Below are 16,124 nucleotides of genomic sequence, written 5' to 3'. Positions count from 1 at the left end.
AAGCAGCCCTGCACATCTGACAGCGCTGCTTAAAGCCCCGTCATTTTATCTAAATTGAGATAATTGCTATTGCCCTTGGTACTATCAATTCCAAGCTCAATAGAGTTGTAGCCTGCATTCAGCGGAACGTTTAGCGTCACCGTGTTCCAGGCGGACCAACTGCTTGTACCGTTAAAAATCAAATTACTACGGACCACCGTACCATTCACTTTGACATACCGTCCGGCATCCCCCGCACCTGCAGCGTAACGGAAGCTAATTGTCTGTGTACCGGCACTGTTCTGATTGACGTGGAACACAATTTTCGTATTATCCGTGTTCCAACCCGCTGTATAACCCCGTCCTGAGAAGCCTGGCTGCGAGGATTCATTGTTAATGCCGTAGCGACGGGCGTTCTCAGCCTCATACGTTCCGTTGCCGGCAATCGGTCCGGTGTAATTATCTGGAGGAACCAGTTGCAGAATCGAAGCGCCTGCAGCGGCAGCGATCGACTGGATATATCCGCTTCTGGCAGGCGCAGTCCAGTCGCTGTCAATGATTCCATCAGATGCCCGGCGGTGGTTAAAAGCCTGCGTAGCGTTCTGTTGCAAGAAATTTAAGTAAGCGGCATTCCCTGTTGCCTTCCGCAACTGGTTCAAATTGCGGGCGAATACCATGCGAAAGCCCGGTGAATCATTTTCTCCTTCGTACATAAGCGTATTGGAGAGCGTCATTTTATCAATAACATAGGCTGCAGCGGTATTCGCATCCGTGAGGTAGGACGCATTGCCCGTAGCCTGATTCAAAGCCAGCGCCGCGCCGAGATACGTGCCGTAATTATAAGTAAAGTCCCAGTCTACCACCGTCCCGGAACCAGAACCTTCGACGTGGTCATTAATTTTGCTGCCGGAAACCAATCTGCTCTGAATCCAGCTGTAGATACTCTGCGCTTTTGTCAAATAATCGTTGTTGCCGGTCGCATTCTTCAGCTTGATAGCCGTCATCACCATTGGCGCATTGGTCGCCATGTTCTTCTGCGGTGAAGTGCCGTCCCGCTTCCACCAAATTCCACCGCCATACGTACTGTCCCAATCGCCCCAGATCTGGTCGAACAGGAACGACGCACGGTTTCGATACTCTGCGGTGCCAGTCAGTTCATAAGCCCTCATAGAGGCGAGCGCCCACCAACCGAGATCATCATTAAATTTATTGGTCATCATACCCGGGTATTTCGCATTAAATCCGGCATAAATATCATCAATCATGGCACGGTAGGTGCTGCTGCCAGTCCGCTCATACGCATCCATCACCGTTTCCCACAGCTGGGCCTCCCACCAGAAATCGGTATACAGTCCACCGTCTGGTCCGTGCGCATGCTCAGGATGAATCTGATGGTCGCTGTTGGTATAGAAATATTTCGCTACAGGATCATAAAAGGTATTGATAAAACTATTCATCGCTGCATCAGCATTTGCTGTTGTAAACGCAGCCGCACGTTGTTCTCCCCCAAAGGGTGCAATCAGAAGCACAGCCGCCAAAATCCCTCTAGCGATAGCCGATGCCTTCTTGCCGAACTTTGCCAATTTCCATCATCTCCTATATGAAGTTAGATAAGAAGGCACTTAACCCTTAATACCACTGAAGGCAATTCCCTGCACAAAGTAACGCTGCAATGCAAGGAATAGAACCAGAATCGGAAGAATTGCCACGAGCGCCCCCGCCATCATTGGCCCATAATCGGTCTGGAAATTATATGAGAAAGCTTGTAGCCCCATCTGAATAGTCGCTTTATCAGGATCATTTAGCACAATCATCGGCCACAGGAAGCTATTCCAGCCCGCCTGAAAAGTAAAAATACTCAGGGTAGCCAGCGCCGGCTTTGTCAGTGGCAAATAAATGCGCCAGAAAATCTTGAATTCGCTACAACCCTCAATCCGGGCCATCTCCATCATGTCATTCGGAAGTGTCAGGAAGAACTGCCGCATGAAGAATACTGCGAAGGTCCCTGAAGCGCCCGGCAAAATAATGCCCCAGAAGGAATTCATAATCCCTATGCCCCCGCTGCCAAAAATATCATTCCCGCCCATAAGTGGGATATGGCGCATAACATAGACCGTCGGAATCATGGTGACGATGCCCGGAATCATCATGGCTGCCAGCAGGACACGGAAAATCGGCTTGTTCAGTTTGAACTTCAGTTTCGCAAAAGCATAACCGCTAAGCGATCCGAAAAACAGGTTGGCCAGCACACCCGCTATCGCCAGCACCAGTGAGTTCCAGAAGTAAAGACCAAACGGTACGGTCGTAAACGCCTTCCGGTAATGCTCTAAAGACAGATGTGACGGGAACCACTTGATTGGCATTGAGAAGATTTCATCATCAGGCTTCACCGATGTTAGCACGCTCCAGTAAAATGGCAGGAACATGATAAATGCTATCACGATGCACAAAATGTAATAAAATGTTTTGCTTAATCCCCGCTTCAACGAGGAATTGCTACTGGTATCCATTCCTTTGAGCCCCCTTCTGCTTAGCATGCGTCTACACGATTGGGTCTTCCGACTTCGATATTCGCATATTGATCAGCGAAAAGATGAGAATTGCCATCGCGAGTACAAATGCCTGCGCGGACGCATAGCCCATTTGAAGCTGATTGAAGCCCTGCTGATAGATTAAATAGACAGGCGTTTTGGTCATGTTGGCTGGACCGCCCTGAGTAAGTACGAAAGCCTGGTCGAACAATTGGAGCGCGCTGATGATAGCCATTGTGCTGACCAAGAAGGTTGTCGGCCGAAGCTGCGGCCACGTAATGTACCGGAAGCAATCAAATTTGTTCGCGCCATCCAGCCGCGCTGATTCATATAGATAATCTGGAACACCCTGCAAACCAGCCAGGTAAATGATCATATTAGAGCCGACCGATTGCCACAGCGTCAGCATAATAATCGACAGCATCGCAGTACTTGTCTCAGACAGCCAGGCCGGACCCGTGATCCCCACATAGGACAGTAGACCATTAATGGCTCCGAATTCAGGATGCAACAACCAGATCCATACGGTAGCCGCAGCTACAGCAGAGGTCAGGGTTGGCAGATAATACAACGTACGGAATAACTTAACCCCGCGCCATGCCCGGCTGAGCAGCACTGCCAGCAGCACCGATATCAGGATATTCAGCGGAACGAATATCACCGCATAAAAAAACACGTTCCGAAAGGTTTTCCATAGCAGATCATCATCAATTAGACGCCGATAGTTATCGAGTCCGATCCAATCATTTCGGCTGAGCACATCGTAATTCGTAAAGCTTAAATACAAGGCCATTACAACGGGGATGACCGTAAATACTAAAAACAGCAGCAGTGTCGGCGTAATAAAGAAATATGCTGTTCTAGCCTGATGCCTTTCAATCCTTCTGACGGATGTCACTTGGGTTCCCCCTCTATATTCCATTCAGTAATTTGCCCATGTTCATAAAGTCCGTGTCTCCCAGCGGAGCAGAACAGCTTCAAGTATTTGCAGAAGGGAGGACAAGGCCTCCCCCTGCAGTCTTTGGCATCGGCCATTTTACTTTTTCTTGTGAGACTTTATTTCCTTCGTTTTACTTCACAACCTCGTTATCCTTGAGCATTTTATCGCCCTGTTCCTGTATTTTCTTCAGCGTCTCTTCAATGCTCTGCTTGTTTTGCTGATTGAGCTGGAGGTTTGGCAAGAGTGCATCCGTCTCCATGACCGAGTAACCAGGGTGTTGCGGACGGATCTTCGCGAATTCCAGCGTTTCCATGAATGGCTTCCATTGCGGATCATCCTTGAAGAATGGATCTTCCAGCGATGGTTTGTAGCCCGGCAAATTCAGACTGGTCTTCGCCCACAGCAGTGCGTTGTCCTTATTCGCTGTCCACCATTTGATGAACTCCCATGCCTCATCATGGTGCTTGGAGCCTTCAGGGATGACAAGGCCAAAACCACCCATTACACTACCCTTATCACCATTCGGTCCTGCTGGTGGAGGTACGATGCCGTACTCCAGGTCTTTACCATATTTATTGTAGGTACTCAGCATCCAAGGACCGGAATAGAGCATGGCAACCTTCCCTGTGACAAAAGCATCCTGGCCTTCGCCAAGTCCCAGCTCGAAGCCGACCTTGTACACTTTATCTTTGTTCATCAGGCGGTCCCAGAACTCCAGTACCTTCTTACCTTTATCATTATTAAAGTTGGTCTTCCCCTCTTCGGTCAGCATCTGGCCGCCCGCCTGCTGGAGATACATATTGAACAATCCAAGATCACCCATGGAGAAACCGGCTACTTCAAGCTTGTCGCCTTTCCATTTAGTCAGCTTCGTTGCGGCAGCCTCCAGCTCATCCCATGTCGTTGGAGGCTGAAGTCCGGCTTCCGCCAACAGCTTCTTATTGTAGAAAAGAGCTCGCGCGTCTACTGTGAGCGGCAGGCCGTACAATTTTCCGTCGTTGGTAAGTTCTTTTAAGGATTCACTGTAAAAATCATCTTTTGATATCCCGTCACGCGCCAGATATTCATCCACGGGATGAAGAACATTCTTGGGGGCATAGAGGGAAGTCCGCCAGCGATCCCAGAACAGTATATCCGGCGATCCGCCATTGGTGGCAGCGGTCAGGAACTTCGTAATCATGTCCTGCTGCAATACATATTTAACATGAATTTTATCCTGTGACTTATTAAAAGCATCGACCATCGTCTCGAACTGCTTCTGGCCTTCGCCGCCCCAGTCTCCCCAGAAGGTAAGCTCTGTCTTCTTACCATTGGCTCCACCTTCCCCTTTGCCGACATCCCCTTTCTCAGAAGTTCCGGTACTCCCTCCACAGCCTGCCGAAAGAACAGTAACCATACTGAGTGTAAGCGCCGTAACCAACCATTTCTTCATGTTCTCATCCCCTTTTGTTGTGTAATATAGCTGAAATAAATAGGATTGCGTTCAATAGACTTGTGTAACGGCAAGGTTACAGGATTCCCCTGTCTCCTCAGCTTCTGTTAACAGATATGTCGTAGGTCATTAACAAAAACTCGCAGAACATCATGTTAGCCCAAGAGAACCACGGTCTCGTAAATTGGCCGGGATCATCCACATGAAACCCTTCATGCATAAAGCCGGTTCCAGCATCGGTTCGCTCCAACAAATCCAGCAGCCCCTGCTGTTCTTCAAGGCTTGTCGCTGTCATCCCCTGAATCGCTAATGCAATATGCCAAATATATCGCTCTGGGGTATGCGGACTACCAATTCCAGCTGCGGCACTGCCTTCATAATAATAAGGATTCGCCTTACTTAAGATCAGCTTGCGGGTGTTGAGGTAGACGGGATCATTTGCTTCCGCATAGCCCAGATAAGGAATAGACAACAAGCTAGGCACGTTGGCATCATCCATGAGATTCACATTTCCCAAGCCATCTGCTTCATAGACATACACGTTGCCGAATTCCGGATGCTGAACAATCCCATGTTGTTGAATCCCCTCATCGATCTGCTTCTTAAGCTTGGATGCAGCTGTCTCCAGATCAGCATCACCCAGCACCTCATGGGCAATCTCCTCCACATACCGTAGAGCTACTACTGCGAACATATTGGCCGGTACCAAATAACCGTATTCACAGGCATCATCACTGGGGCGAAAACCTGACCAGGTCATCCCTGTATAAGCAGTGTTACTTCCTCGGCCATCACGTACCAGTGTGTCCGTCGGTGGGCAATTCAACCGCTGGAACCGATAAGCGGAATCGCTTTCATGATTCTGTTCCCTGCTCCACAGTTCCAGTATCCGCCACACCCCTGCTACAAAATTCGGGTTGAACTGCGAAGTTCGTCCTGTATTCTTCCATAACAGATAACTTAATTGAATCGGATAACATAAGGAGTCAATCTCGTATTTCCGCTCCCATATCCAGGGGTTCATCTCTGTTAGATCGTCTTGATGGCCGTGTCCAGCAGCAGTTTCATTAAAAGCATTGGCATACGGATCAAGCTGGATATAGGAGAATTGCCGTTCGACCAACCCTTCGATCATATCTGCGATGTCTTTATCCTTGGAAGCAAGGATCAGATAAGGTCTGACTTGAGCCGCCGAATCGCGCAGCCACATGGCTGGGATATCCCCAGTAATGACAAAAGTGGTGCCATCGGGCTTACGCTTGATCGTCGTATTCCATGTGTTAAGTAGACACTTCTCAAACATCCCTGCCAGTCTGGGGCGATTCCCCAGCTTCTCATGTACGGTGGCTATAAGTTCTTCTATGGCCTGTGGAATTTGTTTGTTTGAGCTCAGCTTAATAACCTCCCTATCGATACTTTAATATAAAGCGATTTCATAAATTAGTATATTAGTATACTAATTATATGTCAATATGTTTTATTGTGATAATGATATATTATATTGGTGGTGTTCAGAACAAAAAGAGGTACAAAAAAACCAAAGAACCCTATCATAAACTGATAGAGTTCTTTGGTTATCACAGCCCGAACGGGCGTATTGAATTGACTACTGTGGTGCTAGACCGTACCTGTATCTTCTCGGGCAGGACCGGTGGATTCACCGGTAATTAACTGGGCGTCCAGCATGATTTTGTTCGGGACACTGCGTCCATTCATGATACTGAGCACATTTTCAACAGCAATCCGCCCCATCTCTTCTTCATTCTGCCGCATGTGGGTAAAGGAATACCCCCCACCCAAATGGGTCGGCGGACTGTCGAAGCAAATAATAGAAATATCCTCAGGGATGCGTAGCCCAAGCCGTTCCACCGCTGTTTTGGCTAGTAGAGCAATGTTGTATTCGATGGCGAACAACGCTGTAATAGTAGGGTGGCTTTGCAAATGAGAGACCAGGCGTGAAATATCGCGTTCAATATTCTCATCATTAAAGGAGTTTGGCAGCGTTGAGGTCAGATCACTGACCCATAGCTCTTTGTCAACCATGATTCCGCGCTGCGCATGCGCCTGGATAAACCCTTCAATCCGGTCCTCCACTGCGGTCGTATCCACTGGCGGTGGAGATAGAAAGGAAATATGCGTATGCCCAAGATCAAATAGATACTCTGTGCCTTGAAGCGCAGCCTTCAGGTTGTCAGAGCTTATGGATGCCGCAGCCACACCCTTCAAATGACGGTCGATAAGAACCAGTGGAAAACGATCGATCACCAGCTTCAGAATCTCCGCATTGAAGTATTCACCTTGGGCCGGGAACACAATCAGTCCGTCTACCCCGAGACCCAGCAGCTTCTGAATCGACTGTTCCTCATTCTCAGGGATGCCAAAGGTTCTTCTCAGCACCAGAAAACAGTCCTTGTCGCGTGAAGCCTGTTCCATGCCATAGATCAGCCCTGTACCATAACTGTTGCCAAAATCGGTAATAATCAGGCCAATCGTCTTCTGTTCTTGATCCGCAAATTTGGCAGAGGACTCGTCAGGATGCTCTACTGAAGGCGCTTCCTCTTCTATGTAGTCATGTACAGGATCTGCTACAAAAGAGCCCCTGCCCGGCTTGCGTACAATCAACCGCTCAGCTGCCAACAGCTCCAGGGCTTTTTTACTTGTAATACGGCTTACGTTATAGGCTTCAGCCAGCTCTTTCTCGGAGGGAACGCGCTCACCAAGCTTGTAAACTTGGGTAACGATGTCCTGCTTCACTTCGTCAAAGATTTTCTCATACATCGGCTTGGAAGAAGTTGTCTCACTCATGGCCATCGGTTCTCCTGACTTTCATTATTTCATCTAATACATAATAATATATCATGATATATTATGTTTGTCGATCACTCTTCACGAACACTTGACAGATGGAGGAGAACACTCGCAGATTCATTCTGTGCTGAACAACGATAAAGAGGAATCACTCCTGACATCTTGCAGATGTCCACTTCATGTACAGCTAGTACTATTTAATCAGCTCCGTAAAAATGGCAGACACAGTATCCGCAAGCTGTTGCGGAGCAAGCCCCATCTGTGTGCCAACTCTTCCCGCACTGACAGCCATCATCTCAAGGTGCGCTGCACTCTGATCAATATACGTCGGGTATAGCTTCTTCATGCCTACCGGGGAGCAGCCACCGCGGATATAGCCAGTCCACTTCAGCAAATCCTTCATTGGCAGCATTTCGATCTTTTTCTCCCCAGCAGCTTTGGCCGCCTTCTTCAAATCCAGCTCTTCGCCCACAGGGATTACGAACACATAAATATTAGCACCACTATGCGATACGAGCGTCTTAAAGACCTGCTCCGCAGGCTGGCCTATTTTATCGGCGACCGCAGTCCCATGGATTTGCCCATCCTCATGGTCGTAAGAAAATATATTGTATGGAATCTTCTTCGCATCCAGAATGCGCATTGCATTGGTTTTGCCCGCTTGCATCATCATCAACCTTTCATTCAATTACCTTCCATCATACCTCCAGCAGTGGTTAGTCATCAAGGCGCAAAACCTTGCTGGCTCAACAACACCTGCTCTTCGGCAAAGACTGCCTTCATCCGGTCATATACGATACGCCACGCAGAGGGGGTATACCATTCTTCTATCTCATGCTCTTTGTATAACGAAGATATTCCCAGCTTCCGCGTACGTTTCCCTCCACTGCCGTCCCCCATGAAATAATCGTCCACACAGACTCGGCCCACCAGTTTCTTCAAAATCTCTGGAAACGCTGGGCTGCTCGGCAGTACCGGAGCAATTGCGGCTTGCGCGGGAATTCCTGCCTCCTTAAGCAGTTCCAATGTCTTGAGTCGGGCGGTAATTGGCGGAGCAGCAGGGGAAAAATGCTTGCGGATCTCGTCCAGATCAGTCTCTACCGTCATGCTTACTCTAACTCGATCACCCAGTTTTTTTAGCAAATCTATATCTCGCCGCACCAAGGGACTCCGCGTCTGCAGTAGCAGAAAGTCCGGTTGTTCCTGCACCATGACCTCCAGTAACGACCGAGTGACTTCTTCTTTGTATTCAACCGGCTGATAAGGATCTGTACTTGAGGACATGAATATGGTCACCGGTCCCTTCACCTTTGCTCTAACCAGTTCCTTGCGTAAAAGCTCCGCCGCTCCCTGCTTGATATCCACCCAGGTGCCCCACTCTTCCTTGCGGAAGATCGAGACTGGCATTTGGCGCACATAACAGTACGAGCAAGCGAAAGAGCAACCCGTGTATGGATTCAGGGAATGGCTATAACCCGACAGAAAACCTGTTCCTTTATTCAGCAGCGTTTTCGGCTGTTTGTATAAATACTCCGTAGCCATTCTAATCACCTCTCCGTTTAAAGTTATATATGATGATTCCACACGAGAAAGATCTCCCTTAGCAGTAAAGAACCCCAATCGCTAAATTGGGGTTCTTGTCATGAGTATTAGTCCCTGGGATAATTGACTTGCATGATATCCATAAAAGGCACTTTTATAAGCGTCTCATGATAACTGAGATGCACCTTACCCGTTCGAGGGTCCATGTCTACAATAACACCACGAACCTGTTCTTCCTGCCCCCATACGGTCAAAAGAATTTCAGACTCTTCCATCTTGGCTTCAGCCAACTGATTACCAAGCTCCTCCAGCACGAACTCGTCCCTCGTTGGCCGTTTTGCTACCTTTGCTTTTGCCACACTGTTCCTCCAATAAGTTAAGTTTATTTCCATATGTTATCCCGTATAAAAACTACTATTATATAGGTTAAAGCCTTGGCACGCTCCCGTCAACCTTGGTGCCTGCGGCTCAAAGCCATCACATAAAATGGAATTTAAAAGTAATTAACAACTTTCAATTATATTATTACATATATAGCTACATTTGTTTAGTAATAATCCAATTATTGTTATAACTTATAAATAACTATGCAATAGATACATACTTGGAGGTAATTTATATGGACTTGACTGAACTTACACAGTATATTAACCAATTAATTAGCAACTTAGGAGAAGTGGGCGATAAGTCATATAGAGGTTTGAAAGAAGTTCAAGATCAAATATATCTTTTAAGAGAATCGTTAAACACTACAAACACTTTACTTATAATACTAATAGTTCTTTACGCAATAAACTTAATATTTAAATACTTTAAAAAGAAATAATAATTAATTGGACTCAACTTCATAATCAAGTCTCCCTGAATATTAAAAGCTCATGTCAAACCCAAATGATCAAGCTATCTGTCTCCTCACATGCTCTTTGAGACTTCCAGCACTCCTTGCTTCTGCTGCTCAAAATTGCAAAAGCCCTTCCCTCGCAATAACCTTTCCCTGTTCCAACTCTAATAGCCGTTTCTTCATCTCCAAACCGCCCCGGAACCCAGTCAAACTTCCATTCTTGCCGATCACCCGGTGGCACGGAACTGTGATCAGGACCGGGTTGGCTCCAATCGCTGTCCCCACTGCGCGCACTGCGGACGGACGGCCGATACGCTCTGCAATATCCGAATAGGACCATGTGCTGCCATATGGAATTTCACGAAGCGCGCGCCATACTTCAAGCTGAAAGGGGGTGCCTATCAGATCCGCTGGAGAGATAAGGTCTTGACGTTCCCCATCCAGGTATTCTTTCAGTTCAGCTAGATATGGCAGTAGCCGAGCCTCATCTTCTATGAGCGGACTGCCCGGAAACCGGCGTGCAGCCCAGATGCTCGTCTCACTGAATGACTTCCCCTGCGACCCGATATAACAAAGTCCCTTCTCTGTGGCAGCGATATAAAAATGCCATTCTTTATAATCCAGCAACGTCCAGTAGATAACTGGACCAGTCTCTTTATTCATATTTAAGTGCCTCCTTAGTAGATGTATACTCTTCCGTAGCTTGCGTTTGTGCCCGGTAAAGCTGGCGGAATTGAGAGGGCGTGTAGCCCGTTTTTCTCTTAAACAGGGTTATAAAATAAGAGGTGTTGGGAAGACCTACGCTCTGGCCAATCTCGGCCACCCCTTGCTCTGTATGAAGCAGATATTGCTTGGCCTTAGCTACCCTCTGCTGGTGGAGATAATCCACCGGGGTGATACCGGTGACCTTTTTGAAAGTCCGGTGCAGATGATAGGGACTGCCATGGCAGACCTCGGCCAGATGCCCAAGCGTTACAGGTTCAGCAAGGTGATTATCCATGTATCGGATCATAAGTTCAACCCATTCAGCATCCGGCAGTCGTTCCCCGGTGGGCTTACAGCGTTTGCAGGGGCGGAACCCGGCAGCCAGTGCCTGCCCTGCTACTGAGAAGACAGCAACATTTTCACGCTTCGGGGCCTTGGATTTGCAGGATGGACGACAAAAGATACCTGTAGTCCGCACAGCATAGAAAAAAGTGCCATCGCATGCGGAGTTATTGTCCAAAATAGCTTGCCATTTCTCATCCGTCAATGTCTCATCTATTTTGTGCTCGGTCCCGCTATCGGCTGGGCTCTCCATTTTACGCATGGTTCCGCTCACAGCTTTGCTCAACCTCTCATTCTCGGTCCTTCTCTCAGTCTTGCTCTTCACTTTACCCTCAGTTCTGCTATTGATGCCGCTCTTCATTCCACTCACCTCTATTGACAGTATACCCCTATCCAGACCTGTCTGTACGCATTTTGGAATACAATAGCAAGATAGTGAAACTCCTCCCGGACCAAAAAAGAGGTGCCCCCATAGTCATGAAAATGACTACTCGGACACCTCACATATAACCTAGCTCTTATTCCTCCGCTTGCTTACCGCCTAACTGCCGATGTGCCTGGAGGCTTCCACAATCGCTTGCGCCCTGTTTGATGGGTTCTCACGGTAACGGGGCATCGGGAAGATGCTGTAATCGACATCGAGTGCAACAACCATAATGAAGCCGAAGAACGGCATGTTCCAGCCGCCCCTCTTCTCTACACTCATGAAGTCCCCTATTAACCTTGCGTTACTATAACAGCCCGCGCCTAATTCTCCCTATGTCGCCCAGTCTTCCTGCGGGGCTAACATATAGACTTCATTCTCCCGGGTCATGAATCCGTGCACAATAAATTCTCTGCGGATCGTGGCAAAATCATCATGAAAGCCTTTGATAAACATATTTATTTCCTTCTCGGGATATGGACGTCCCGGCTCCAGCTTGGAAATCAGGTACTCCAGGATAATAAGCTTCTTCTTGCGCTGTACAGGAATGCTCTGTAACCGTCCATCGGCTGTGGAGAAGTTGCGGATAATGGACGCTTTAAATGCTTGATCTTGAACGCTCATGTGGAATGCTCCTTTATTGAGATTGTATACTAAAAATTAGATAATAATCTAATTAGATATTAATTAAATATCATTCTCTTGTCAACAATCCCCATTTGGAGTAACCCCCCTTTTTTCGAGTGGCACATCTCAAGGCCGTACATGACCTTATTTCAAAATCCGAATATAAGGATCAACCGCCTCAGTCTATCGCCGTTTAACGCTTATATGGTACATTCTCTCCACCGTTCAGTGATGATCGCCTGATGATGAAGATGCAGTAGAAATTCATTTACATTGTGTCTGACTTGATCATATAAATGAGAGGGTTCAATTTTGGTGCAAAATTATGAATAACAATTAAAATGACGTGCCTTTTGGCACGCCATTCGATATCATCCTAATAGCTTATTTAATTGAGCATAATACTCTGATTGGTTGAACCTCATACTCGGTATTTTTCCAAGCCATTCAACACTTGTTCCTATGCATTCATAACTATCGATCATGTCTTTTCTTGTACTTCGGTCACGACCAATCCTATTCCATTTTACTGTCGAATCATCCATTCTCACTACTTCGGCAATGATTAATGTACACCATAAGTCACAATCATCCGGACACATCAATATAGGGAGCATCTCAACCTGTTGCACTGAATGATAACGACTCAATAAAAATGACCGCTCTCTAGGTTCATCTACCCAATCTAATATAGTGGGAATCAACCCTTGAAACTCATCTTCTGGGTAGATTGTGTGCAGTAAAATATCTAGTGGAATATTATCAATTACGATACAAAAGTGTTCGTCTTCGCAGTATAGACTTTTCATTTTTCTAACTTCGATACTGTTTAGCAAGTCAATTCCTCATTTCGGAAGTAAGCCTTACATGTTTGAGGTTTACTTTTGCGTAATCTTTTACTTACTTTAGATATAAAGGGCGTAATCCTGCTCATATGAGATCTGAGCTTCTTCGTAAGTCGGAACTTCGAGCCACACTATCTCCTGTATTTCCATACGCAAAAAATATTTAGCGAGGATTTTGACGCTTTTCTCGATCTCGGAAACATCCCAGTGCTTTGATAATTTTGACCACATATAGATATAAACCGGCTTATGCCCCTTGTGATTAGTTGGAGCGAAGTGATCCACTTGATCTGTCAGATCCTCCTCGTCCCTTGGATAAATATAACTATAAGCTATGGTATGATCACCTTGAATGAACTGATTAATTTCATCGTAAAACTCTTTATTACCTTCATCCGACAGATCAAGCTCATTTTGCACTCCCAGAAGACCAGCCTCGGTTGAGAGATCAAAATAGCCTAAAAAATCATTCTTGTTCTCATCCCTAAACAGGGTAATTTCGTCATTATTAGTTATGATTACAATCGCGGGTCAATCTCCCGCTCCTTAGCCACTTCAAACAGCAAATTCGCAGCAATCTCTTTGTATCCTTCATGCTCAGGGCTGATCTCATCAAACGGGATCGCCAGCAGATCTCTTCCCAGTTTATACTCATTATAGGAAGTACGCAGCTTACGGGCAATATTCTTCTGCTTCAAGAGCTTCCGGTACTTATGCGGGAACTTATAGTCATAGCCGTAGATGATGGACAAGTACTCCGGGTTACGTACCTTCATATAAGGCACCGTGCTTCCATCCCATGTCTCCGGCTTGATCACAATGCCCTCCATACCTAGCTCAAACGTAAGCTTGGAGAAATATTGCTCTGCCTTTTCCAAACTATCTTGTTCTGCAAGATCTAATACAATCGCTTCGTCATCCGACAGAAAGCTGTACATCTCAGATGTCTTCCAATCCGGCTGCTGCTCACGTCCATCTTCGTAGACGATTTTCAAGATAGCAAAAGGCTTATACTCCATGACTTCGTCCCCAGCGTATAACTCCAGCTGCCGCTTGTAGACATCATATGCATTCTGATGATCGGTTAACGGCACATAGCTCGCCTTTATATCGTGAATATACTTGTAGGTCTGATACATACTTGCCCCATATTTCTCACTCAAAGCAGATTTGGCGGTACGATGCTGATCCTGCTCAAAGCCACTTGCTTCATAAGCAGCGACAAGCCCGTGATACGCCGCTTCAAAACTATTTTCCTGCAAAAAGGCCAGTTCTGTTCCAAGCGCCGTCTCAATCGGCTTAAACTGACGTTCGATCAGCCCTTCCCCGAGTGCTTTCCATGGCAGAAGCTCCCCGTCCAAAATCAGCATTGCAATCTTATGTTCCTCCATGTAACTACGGAACTTGTCGTACAACCCGGCATAAATCTCCGACAAATCTACTCCCTTGATTCTGTAGCCGTTACGGCTAATAGCAAAGCACTGTTCCCTATCCTTGTGCAGATAAATATTGCATCTTGAGCCCATGTATTTCGGCTGCAGTACCACCTGTTGAACACCACGCTTCTGAAAATGCGCCAAGCCCTGTTTTAACGATTCCAGTTCTTGCGTCTCCTCATCCTTATCTGACGGGGACATCGTGCCCGAGATAAAGTTCACTTTATGGCGAGTAGCGTAACGAAGACGGCGCCCCTCTTCCTCCCCTAGATCTTGAAGTGAAACCTTCCTAGGTTCCTGGAACAGCATTGGCAGTTCTTCCGGAATGACCGCTCTGCTCGATCGGTGAGATCGCATAAATGGTTTGTACCCAATAGTAACAGCCGTAAGCTGGTTGCCATGGACGCTGCCGGTATCGATATGAATTTTATTATAGATTCGAAAAGCTTGCTTCGCCGCAATATGCCCGAAGATATGAAACGGATGATTTTTAACCGCTTCCTCCCGTAAAAAAGAAAGCTGCTCTTCCACCGACCCTTCCCGGTCCAACCGGAAATTCCGCTGGTGACGAGCCGAAATTGTATCCAACTTGCCAATGTATTTGTTCCGGCACGGCGCGTGGGTGACATAATAAGAGGGTCCATTAACGCCTACATACCGGTAAAACGGTTTCGACATACCTACCAGACACTCAAATTTCTCCAGCAATTCCGGATCTTGCAGCAGCGTCTGGGTAGAGTCAAAATAGTAATGAAGCAGCTCCTGATCCACACCTTTCACTTCACCACGCAAATACTTATCTACGAAGTTCTCATGGTTCCCCAGCACAAGAACCAAGTGCTCCCGATTATCATACAGAAATTGAATGATCTCCCTCGTCCGCTTCCCTTTATCAATCCAATCCCCGGCCAGAATCACCTTGGTTCGCTTCAGCCTCTCTCCGGCAATCAACTTACCAGCTTCAATCTTATATCCGTAATCAAGCAGCAGCCCCTGCAAGTCTTCCACGCATTCGTGAACATCACCAACGACGATATACTGCTGGTCTTGCGGCAATACACTGGATAGATACGTTTCCAAATCTTCTATGGCGATACTGTATTCTGAATTGGCTTTCCCTTCTTCCGGGACATAAAAATCCTTAGCCCGCACTCGATGAACCTTCGTATAGTCTTCTCGCGCCAATGACCCCAGCACTTCCGTCTTCAGCCGGTTAATATGGCTCGTAATCAGCTTCTTGGAACGTTCTGATGCATAATAGTCATCGCGTTTCCGATAATCGAAGACAATGGCTTCCAGATTGTAGTTGTTCTCTCGGGCAATCTCCTTGACCTTCGCTCGAAAATTCTCTGACAAGCCCGTGGTATCGACCACCACAAACTCCGCATTGATCGGAAAGGACGTGACCAGCTTCAGTCTTTCAAATAACAGCCGAAAAGCTTGCTCACTGGATTCCAGCATGACCTGATCGTATTTATCATAATCATAGCCGAGGATCTCCTGGCGGATCTGGTCTGAAGATAGATACTGGACATTGGACCGCACGGCACGACTGTGATCTTCAAACTGCAGCGCGGGAATCAGCACTTCCTTGGCAAAAGTCGTTTTACCGCATTCCGTAGAACCGATTAACATAAAGATCGTATGAAGTTTTGTCTGAATAAGCATTGCA

At 46.9% G+C, this 16,124-nt stretch carries 17 protein-coding genes; 1 reads left to right on the top strand and 16 read right to left on the bottom strand.

Translation table 11 applies throughout. The annotated features are described in order from the left end of the window. Positions 1 to 29: 29 nt before the first annotated feature. The 9 genes from ACFORK_RS06770 to ACFORK_RS06730 all read right to left on the bottom strand — a co-directional run bounded on the left by ACFORK_RS06770 (position 30) and on the right by ACFORK_RS06730 (position 9,591). Positions 30 to 1,562, bottom strand: a complete 1,533-nt coding sequence (locus ACFORK_RS06770; RefSeq protein WP_379196912.1) for a glycoside hydrolase family 76 protein — start codon at positions 1,560 to 1,562, stop codon at positions 30 to 32. Positions 1,563 to 1,601: 39 nt separating this feature from the next. Next, the gene (locus ACFORK_RS06765) at positions 1,602 to 2,489 is read right to left on the bottom strand and encodes a carbohydrate ABC transporter permease (RefSeq protein WP_379196910.1); all 888 of its coding nucleotides are present in this window, start codon (positions 2,487 to 2,489) and stop codon (positions 1,602 to 1,604) included. Positions 2,490 to 2,520: 31 nt separating this feature from the next. Next, positions 2,521 to 3,408, bottom strand: coding sequence for a carbohydrate ABC transporter permease (locus tag ACFORK_RS06760; protein ID WP_379196908.1), 888 nt, complete (start codon positions 3,406 to 3,408; stop codon positions 2,521 to 2,523). Between the two features lie 172 nt (positions 3,409 to 3,580). Further along, positions 3,581 to 4,882: an ABC transporter substrate-binding protein gene (locus tag ACFORK_RS06755; protein ID WP_379196906.1), complete on the bottom strand. Its 1,302-nt coding sequence runs from the start codon at positions 4,880 to 4,882 to the stop codon at positions 3,581 to 3,583. 97 nt (positions 4,883 to 4,979) lie between these two features. Next, a complete protein-coding gene (locus tag ACFORK_RS06750; RefSeq protein ID WP_379197160.1) occupies positions 4,980 to 6,275 on the bottom strand; it encodes a glycoside hydrolase family 125 protein in 1,296 nt (431 codons plus the stop codon). Between the two features lie 224 nt (positions 6,276 to 6,499). Further along, positions 6,500 to 7,687 carry a GntR family transcriptional regulator gene (locus ACFORK_RS06745; RefSeq protein ID WP_379196904.1) on the bottom strand — a complete coding sequence of 396 codons (1,188 nt, stop codon included), beginning with the start codon at positions 7,685 to 7,687 and terminating at the stop codon, positions 6,500 to 6,502. 196 nt (positions 7,688 to 7,883) lie between these two features. Further along, on the bottom strand, positions 7,884 to 8,357 hold the full coding sequence (gene ybaK / locus ACFORK_RS06740) for a Cys-tRNA(Pro) deacylase (protein WP_379197158.1): 474 nt from the start codon (positions 8,355 to 8,357) through the stop codon (positions 7,884 to 7,886). Between the two features lie 56 nt (positions 8,358 to 8,413). Beyond that, positions 8,414 to 9,232: an SPL family radical SAM protein gene (locus ACFORK_RS06735; protein WP_379196902.1), complete on the bottom strand. Its 819-nt coding sequence runs from the start codon at positions 9,230 to 9,232 to the stop codon at positions 8,414 to 8,416. Positions 9,233 to 9,339: 107 nt separating this feature from the next. Further along, on the bottom strand, positions 9,340 to 9,591 hold the full coding sequence (locus ACFORK_RS06730) for a YolD-like family protein (RefSeq protein WP_175371861.1): 252 nt from the start codon (positions 9,589 to 9,591) through the stop codon (positions 9,340 to 9,342). A gap of 260 nt (positions 9,592 to 9,851) precedes the next feature. Between ACFORK_RS06730 and ACFORK_RS06725 the strand changes: the two genes are divergently transcribed. Beyond that, positions 9,852 to 10,058 carry a hypothetical protein gene (locus ACFORK_RS06725; protein ID WP_379196899.1) on the top strand — a complete coding sequence of 69 codons (207 nt, stop codon included), beginning with the start codon at positions 9,852 to 9,854 and terminating at the stop codon, positions 10,056 to 10,058. Between the two features lie 129 nt (positions 10,059 to 10,187). Here the strand turns inward: ACFORK_RS06725 and ACFORK_RS06720 are convergent, their stop codons facing one another. The 7 genes from ACFORK_RS06720 to ACFORK_RS06690 form a co-directional block, all read right to left on the bottom strand. Beyond that, entirely contained in the window at positions 10,188 to 10,736 is a 549-nt protein-coding gene (locus tag ACFORK_RS06720; protein WP_379196897.1) for a methylated-DNA--[protein]-cysteine S-methyltransferase, read from the bottom strand. Beyond that, the gene (locus ACFORK_RS06715) at positions 10,729 to 11,373 is read right to left on the bottom strand and encodes a bifunctional transcriptional activator/DNA repair enzyme AdaA (RefSeq protein ID WP_379197156.1); all 645 of its coding nucleotides are present in this window, start codon (positions 11,371 to 11,373) and stop codon (positions 10,729 to 10,731) included. The genes ACFORK_RS06720 and ACFORK_RS06715 overlap by 8 nt, the downstream gene beginning before the upstream one ends. 288 nt (positions 11,374 to 11,661) lie before the next feature. After that, positions 11,662 to 11,826: a hypothetical protein gene (locus tag ACFORK_RS06710; RefSeq protein ID WP_379197168.1), complete on the bottom strand. Its 165-nt coding sequence runs from the start codon at positions 11,824 to 11,826 to the stop codon at positions 11,662 to 11,664. 51 nt (positions 11,827 to 11,877) lie between these two features. Then, complete coding sequence (locus tag ACFORK_RS06705) at positions 11,878 to 12,168, bottom strand: DUF2087 domain-containing protein (protein ID WP_379196895.1); 291 nt, start codon at positions 12,166 to 12,168, stop codon at positions 11,878 to 11,880. Positions 12,169 to 12,542: 374 nt separating this feature from the next. Continuing rightward, complete coding sequence (locus tag ACFORK_RS06700) at positions 12,543 to 13,007, bottom strand: hypothetical protein (protein ID WP_379196893.1); 465 nt, start codon at positions 13,005 to 13,007, stop codon at positions 12,543 to 12,545. Positions 13,008 to 13,076: 69 nt separating this feature from the next. Further along, positions 13,077 to 13,436, bottom strand: a complete 360-nt coding sequence (locus tag ACFORK_RS06695; RefSeq protein ID WP_379196891.1) for a hypothetical protein — start codon at positions 13,434 to 13,436, stop codon at positions 13,077 to 13,079. Between the two features lie 98 nt (positions 13,437 to 13,534). Next, complete coding sequence (locus ACFORK_RS06690) at positions 13,535 to 16,120, bottom strand: metallophosphoesterase (RefSeq protein ID WP_379196889.1); 2,586 nt, start codon at positions 16,118 to 16,120, stop codon at positions 13,535 to 13,537. Positions 16,121 to 16,124: the final 4 nt, after the last annotated feature.

It is taken from the genome of Paenibacillus sp. GCM10012306 (assembly GCF_042649265.1).
GTDB lineage: Bacteria > Bacillota > Bacilli > Paenibacillales > Paenibacillaceae > Paenibacillus_AQ.
This window is presented reverse-complemented; position numbering and strand designations above follow the sequence as displayed.

Coding starts and splice junctions, on each gene's coding strand:
- ACFORK_RS06765 (WP_379196910.1), bottom strand. CDS start 2,489: ATGGATACCAGTAGCAATTCCTCGTTGAAGCGGGGATTAAGCAAAACA.
- ACFORK_RS06755 (WP_379196906.1), bottom strand. CDS start 4,882: ATGAAGAAATGGTTGGTTACGGCGCTTACACTCAGTATGGTTACTGTT.
- ACFORK_RS06745 (WP_379196904.1), bottom strand. CDS start 7,687: ATGAGTGAGACAACTTCTTCCAAGCCGATGTATGAGAAAATCTTTGAC.
- ybaK (WP_379197158.1), bottom strand. CDS start 8,357: ATGCAAGCGGGCAAAACCAATGCAATGCGCATTCTGGATGCGAAGAAG.
- ACFORK_RS06735 (WP_379196902.1), bottom strand. CDS start 9,232: ATGGCTACGGAGTATTTATACAAACAGCCGAAAACGCTGCTGAATAAA.
- ACFORK_RS06725 (WP_379196899.1), top strand. CDS start 9,852: ATGGACTTGACTGAACTTACACAGTATATTAACCAATTAATTAGCAAC.
- ACFORK_RS06720 (WP_379196897.1), bottom strand. CDS start 10,736: ATGAATAAAGAGACTGGTCCAGTTATCTACTGGACGTTGCTGGATTAT.
- ACFORK_RS06715 (WP_379197156.1), bottom strand. CDS start 11,373: ATGGAGAGCCCAGCCGATAGCGGGACCGAGCACAAAATAGATGAGACA.
- ACFORK_RS06710 (WP_379197168.1), bottom strand. CDS start 11,826: ATGAGTGTAGAGAAGAGGGGCGGCTGGAACATGCCGTTCTTCGGCTTC.
- ACFORK_RS06705 (WP_379196895.1), bottom strand. CDS start 12,168: ATGAGCGTTCAAGATCAAGCATTTAAAGCGTCCATTATCCGCAACTTC.
- ACFORK_RS06690 (WP_379196889.1), bottom strand. CDS start 16,120: ATGCTTATTCAGACAAAACTTCATACGATCTTTATGTTAATCGGTTCT.